1 protein-coding gene is annotated in these 5470 nt (G+C 72.0%); it reads left to right on the top strand.

Annotated elements, in window-relative coordinates:
- Window position 1: 1 nt before the first annotated feature.
- A partial coding sequence (locus tag ACRX5W_RS33100; protein WP_436792101.1) for a type I polyketide synthase occupies window positions 2-5470 on the top strand: 5469 nt, incomplete at its 3' end.

Here is a 5470-nt window from a genome sequence, read left to right as displayed (position 1 = left end):
GGTGGATTATGCGTCCCACTGTCCGCATGTGGAGGAGCTGGAGTCCGGCCTTGCCCAGGCGTTGGGGGAGGTCCGGCCGTGTTCGGGGCGGGTGCCGTTCTTCTCGACGGCGACCGGCACACTCTTGGATACCGCGGAGTTGGATGCCGGGTATTGGTATCGGAATCTGCGTGGGACGGTGCGGTTCGAGGAGGCGGTGCGCGGTCTGCTCGGCTCCGGGCACGGGGTGTTCGTCGAGGTCAGTCCGCATCCGGTCTTGACCGTCGGGGTNCGGAATCTGCGTGGGACGGTGCGGTTCGAGGAGGCGGTGCGCGGTCTGCTCGGCTCCGGGCACGGGGTGTTCGTCGAGGTCAGTCCGCATCCGGTCTTGACCGTCGGGGTGGAGGAGACCGCCGAGGCCGCCGGTGCCCGGGACGTGCTGGCGACGGGGACGCTGCGTCGTGACCACGGCGGCCTGGACGAGGTGCTGGCCGCTGCGGCGCGGGTGTTCGTCCACGGCGTCGACGTCGACTGGGCGAGCGTTTACCCTGCGGGCTCCCGTCACATTGACCTGCCCACCTACCCTTTTCAACGCGAGACCTACTGGCTCGCCTCGGCTGCCGAAGCCGCCGATATCGCCTCGACCGGACTTCGGACTCCCGGGCATCCGTTGCTCGGTGCGGCGGTCGACCTGCCGGACGGCGGGACCGTGCTGACCGGCCGGATCTCCCTGGACACCCACCCCTGGCTGGCGGACCACGCCGTCCACGGCACCGCGCTGCTGCCCGGCACCGCGTTCGTCGATCTGGCGATGGCCGCAGGCGAATCGGTCGGTGCGGCGGGTATCGACGAACTCACGCTGTCCGCACCCCTCATCGTGCCGGCCGACGGCGCGACGCGCATCCAGGTCGCGGTCGGCCCTGCGGACACGGCCGGGCGCCGCGCGATCACCGTCTACTCGTGCCCCGACCCGGACGACGGCCACACGAGTGCGGACGCGGCCGCGGGGACGTGGACGCAGCACGCCGAAGGGATACTCACCCCGGTCGCGGAGCAGATGCCGCCCCCCGGCTCCGACGATCTCGCGACGTGGCCCCCCGCAGGCGCGGAACGCATCGAGGCCACCGATGCGTACGCACGCCTGGCCGCACTCGGCTACGAGTACGGCCCCCTCTTCCAGGGCCTCCACAACGTCTGGCGGCGCGATGCCGAGCTGTTCGCGGAAGTCGCCCTCCCCGACCCCGCGGCGGGCTCCGACAGCGGCATCGCCGGCGCGGGATTCGCCGTCCACCCCGCACTCCTGGACGCGGCGTTGCACGCGCTGCTCCCGGGCATCGGTGCGGATCACGGCCCGGTCGTGCTGCCGTTCGCGTGGGCGGGAGTCGGCATCGCCGAGGCAAGCGAGGCCACAGCGCTGCGCGTGCGCTACACGCCGACCGGGCCGGACGCGTTCTCGCTGGACATCGCCGACGGCTCGGGCAGCCGCCTCGGCCGGGTGGGGTCCCTCGTGATGCGGCCCGTCTCCTCCGAGGCGCTGCGGGTCTCCAAGGGTTCGGGCCGGCCCGCCGCCGACGTCTTCCACGTGGCCTGGGAAGGGGCCGAAGCCACCGGCGAGCCGCCCGAGGCGGGCCGCTACACGGAACTCCCGCTGCGCGACGGGCGGTTCGACGTTGCGCCGGCGCAGCCGTCCGACGAGCACGCGACCGCCCGCTTCGCCGCGTTCATCCCGCCGGGCGCACCCGGAGCGGACACCGGTGAGTCGGCCCGCCGACACGCCTACCTGGCCCTGGAGTTGGTGCGGTCCTGGCTTGCCGGTGACCGAGTTCCGGAAACCCGGCTGGCCGTCGTCACCCGCAATGCCATGGCGGTGACCCAAGACGAGCATGCGGACGTCACGGCGGCGACCGTGTGGGGGCTGGTACGCAGCGCCCAGTCGGAGAACCCCGACCGCTTCATCCTCGTCGACCTGGACGACGACCCTCGGTCCCTCGACGCGCTGCCGGCCGCACTGGTGACCGGCGAACCGCAACTCGCGGTGCGCGAAGGGCTCGTCTTCGTTCCGCGCCTGGCCCGGACATCCGCGCTGCACGGGCCCGCACAGCCGGGTGACGCCGCGCCTGGTGGCCACGAGGCGGCGGATGGCCGCGACTTCGGCGACGGCACGGTCCTCGTCACCGGCGGAACCGGCGCCCTCGGGGCTTTGGCGGCCCGCCACTTGGCCGAGCGGTTCGGAGCACGCCGCCTGCTCTTGGTGAGCCGGCGCGGTGCCGACGCACCGGGGGCTGCCGAGCTGGCGTCCGAACTCGCGTCCATGGGGGCGACGGTAGCGTTCGCCGCCTGCGATGTGGGCGACCGCGCGGCGCTGGCGGACGTCCTGCGCGGCGTGCCGTCCGAATACCCGCTGCGGGCGGTGATCCACACGGCGGGGGTTCTGGACGACGGCCTCGCCACGGCGCTGACACCGGCACGGTTCGACGCGGTGTTCCACCCCAAGCTCGACGCCGCCTGGCACCTGCACGAACTCACCCGCGACGCGGACTTGTCCGCGTTCGTGCTCTACTCGTCCGTCTCGGGGCTCATCGGCGGAGCCGGGCAGGCCAACTACGCCGCTGCCAACACCTTCCTCGACGCGCTCGCGGTCCACCGCCGCGCCCTGGGCCTGCCCGCGATCTCCCTGGCCTGGGGGCTCTGGGCCGCCGACGGCGCCCTCGCCGGGGCCATGAGCGCGACCGACATCGCCCGCATGGCCCGGGCCGGTGTGGCGCCGTTGGGCCGCGACGAAGGCATGGAACTGTTCGACACGGCCCTGCGCGCCGCGCTCGCCGGCATCGACCACGCCGCACTGGCACCACTGCGCCTGAGCTCCGCCCCGACGCCGGAGCCGCCGCCCGTCATGCGGAACGTCCTGCGCACCACGCGCCGGCGGCCGGCGATCAGGCGCGGCACCGCCACGGCGGACGCCTCCCTCGCGACGCGCGTGCGCAATGCGGCCGACGCGGACCGCACCCGCATCGTGCTGGACATCGTGCGCAGCCAGGTCGCGGAGGTGCTCGGCTATCCCGACCCGTCCGCCATGGACACCGAACTCGCTTTCAAGGAACTGGGATTCGACTCGCTCACCGCCGTGGAGCTGCGCAACCGGCTGAGCACCGCCACCGGGCTGAAGCTGCCGACCACACTTGTCTTCGACCACCCCTCGCCGCGCGTCGTGGCGGACCACCTTGTCCGCGAACTCATCGGCGGCCCCGAACAGCAACCCGCCCCGCGCCGCGCCCGCGTCGCGGCGCGCGACGACGACCCCATCGCCATCGTCGGCATGGCCTGCCGCTACCCGGGCGGAGTCGCATCCCCGGAAGATCTGTGGCAGTTGGTCGCCGAAGGTCGCGACGCTGTCGGCGAGTTCCCCACCGGTCGCGGCTGGGCGCCGGATCTCTACGACCCGAACCCCGAGCAGCCCGGCAAGAGTTACACCCGATACGGCGCGTTCCTCTACGACGCCGACCAGTTCGATGCCGGCTTCTTCGGCATCTCGCCGCGCGAGGCCCTGGCGATGGATCCGCAGCAGCGGCTGTTGCTGGAGACCGCGTGGGAAGCTCTCGAACGGGCCGGCGTCGACCCGCGGACCCTTCGCGGCACGCCCACCGGCGTTTTCGCGGGGGCGATGTACCACGACTACGCGCCCCCGGTGCAGCTCATGCCGCCGGACCTGGAAGGCACCCTGCTCACCGGCAACACCGGCAGCGTCGTCTCCGGGCGTCTTTCGTACACGTTCGGCTTCGAAGGACCCGCAGTCACCGTCGACACGGCGTGTTCGTCGTCGTTGGTGGCGTTGCACCTGGCGATGCAGTCGCTGCGGTCCGGTGAGTGCTCCCTCGCCCTCGCCGGCGGCGTGGCCGTCATGGCGACCCCCGGGACATTCGTGGAGTTTTCGCGGCAGCGGGGGCTTGCGGCTGATGGGCGGTGCAAGCCGTTCGCGGCTGCGGCGGACGGCACGGGGTGGGGTGAGGGTGTGGGGTTGTTGGTGGTGGAGCGTTTGTCGGATGCGCGGCGTCTGGGGCACTCGGTATTGGCTGTGGTTCGTGGTTCGGCGGTGAATCAGGATGGTGCGTCGAATGGTTTGACGGCGCCGAATGGTCCGTCGCAGCAGCGGGTGATTCGTGGGGCGTTGGCGGGTGCGGGGTTGTCGGCGTCGGATGTGGATGCGGTGGAGGCGCACGGCACGGGGACGCGGTTGGGTGATCCGATTGAGGCGGATGCGTTGTTGGCGACGTACGGGCGGGGTCGCGAGTCGGGGCGGCCGTTGTTCCTGGGGTCGGTGAAGTCGAATATCGGTCATACGCAGGCGGCTGCGGGTGTGGCCGGTGTGATCAAGATGGTGATGGCGATGCGGCATGGTGTGTTGCCGCGGACGCTGCATGTGGACGCGCCGAGCCCGCACGTGGACTGGTCGTCCGGCGCAGTCGAACTGCTTACCGAGGCACGCGAATGGACGCGCGACGGTGCGCCTCGCCGCGCTGCCGTGTCGTCGTTCGGTGTGAGCGGCACCAACGCCCACGTCATCGTCGAGGAAGCCGACGGGCCGGCCGACGGACCAGTCGGCGAACCGACCGCCGGGCCCGGGGACGCCGAGAACGACGCGCCGCAGGCTGCGCCCTCGCCTGTGCCGTTCGTCGTCACCGCGCGCGGCAGGGCAGCACTTGCCGAACAAGTCCGGCGCCTGGAGGAGTTGGTGGCCGCACGGAACTCTGCGGCGATGCCGGCCATCGGCGCCGCGCTCGCCGGTAACCGGGCCGTTTTCGAGGACCGCGCGGTGATCCTCGGCGACGGACGCGACGAACTGCTCTCCGGACTCCGCGCCCTCGCCTCCGGCCGAGAGGCAGCCACAGGCCGCGTACTGACCGGGACCGTCCGCCCCAACGACCAGCGCGTCGTGTTTGTGTTTCCGGGTCAGGGTTCGCAGTGGGTGGGGATGGCGTCGGGTTTGGTGGCGTCGTCGGGGGTGTTTGCGGGGCGGATGCGGGAGTGCGGGGCGGCGTTGGCGCCGTTCGTGGGGTGGGATCTGCTGGATGTGTTGGATGATCCGGTGGCGTTGGAGCGGGTGGATGTGGTGCAGCCGGTGTTGTGGGCGGTGATGGTGTCCCTGGCTGAGCTGTGGGCGTCTTTTGGTGTGGTGCCGGATGCGGTGGTGGGGCATTCGCAGGGGGAGATCGCGGCTGCGGTGGTGGCGGGTGGTCTGTCGTTGGAGGACGGGGCGCGGGTGGTCGCGTTGCGCAGCCGGGCGTTGGGTGTGTTGTCGGGGCGTGGGGGGATGTTGTCGGTTCCGCTGCCCGTGGACGAGGTGGCGGAACGGCTTGCGGGGTTCGGTGGGCGGTTGTCGGTGGCGGCGGTGAACGGGCCGGGGTCGACGGTGGTGTCCGGTGACGTGGAGCCGTTGTTCGCGTTGCGGGACGAGCTGGTCGGTCTCGGGGTGCGGGCGCGGGTGGTGCCGGTG

The sequence above is a fragment of the Yinghuangia sp. YIM S10712 genome (assembly GCF_051388935.1).
GTDB lineage: Bacteria > Actinomycetota > Actinomycetes > Streptomycetales > Streptomycetaceae > Yinghuangia.
The sequence above is the reverse complement of the archived record's forward strand: the minus strand, read 5'-3'. Positions and strand labels throughout refer to the sequence as shown.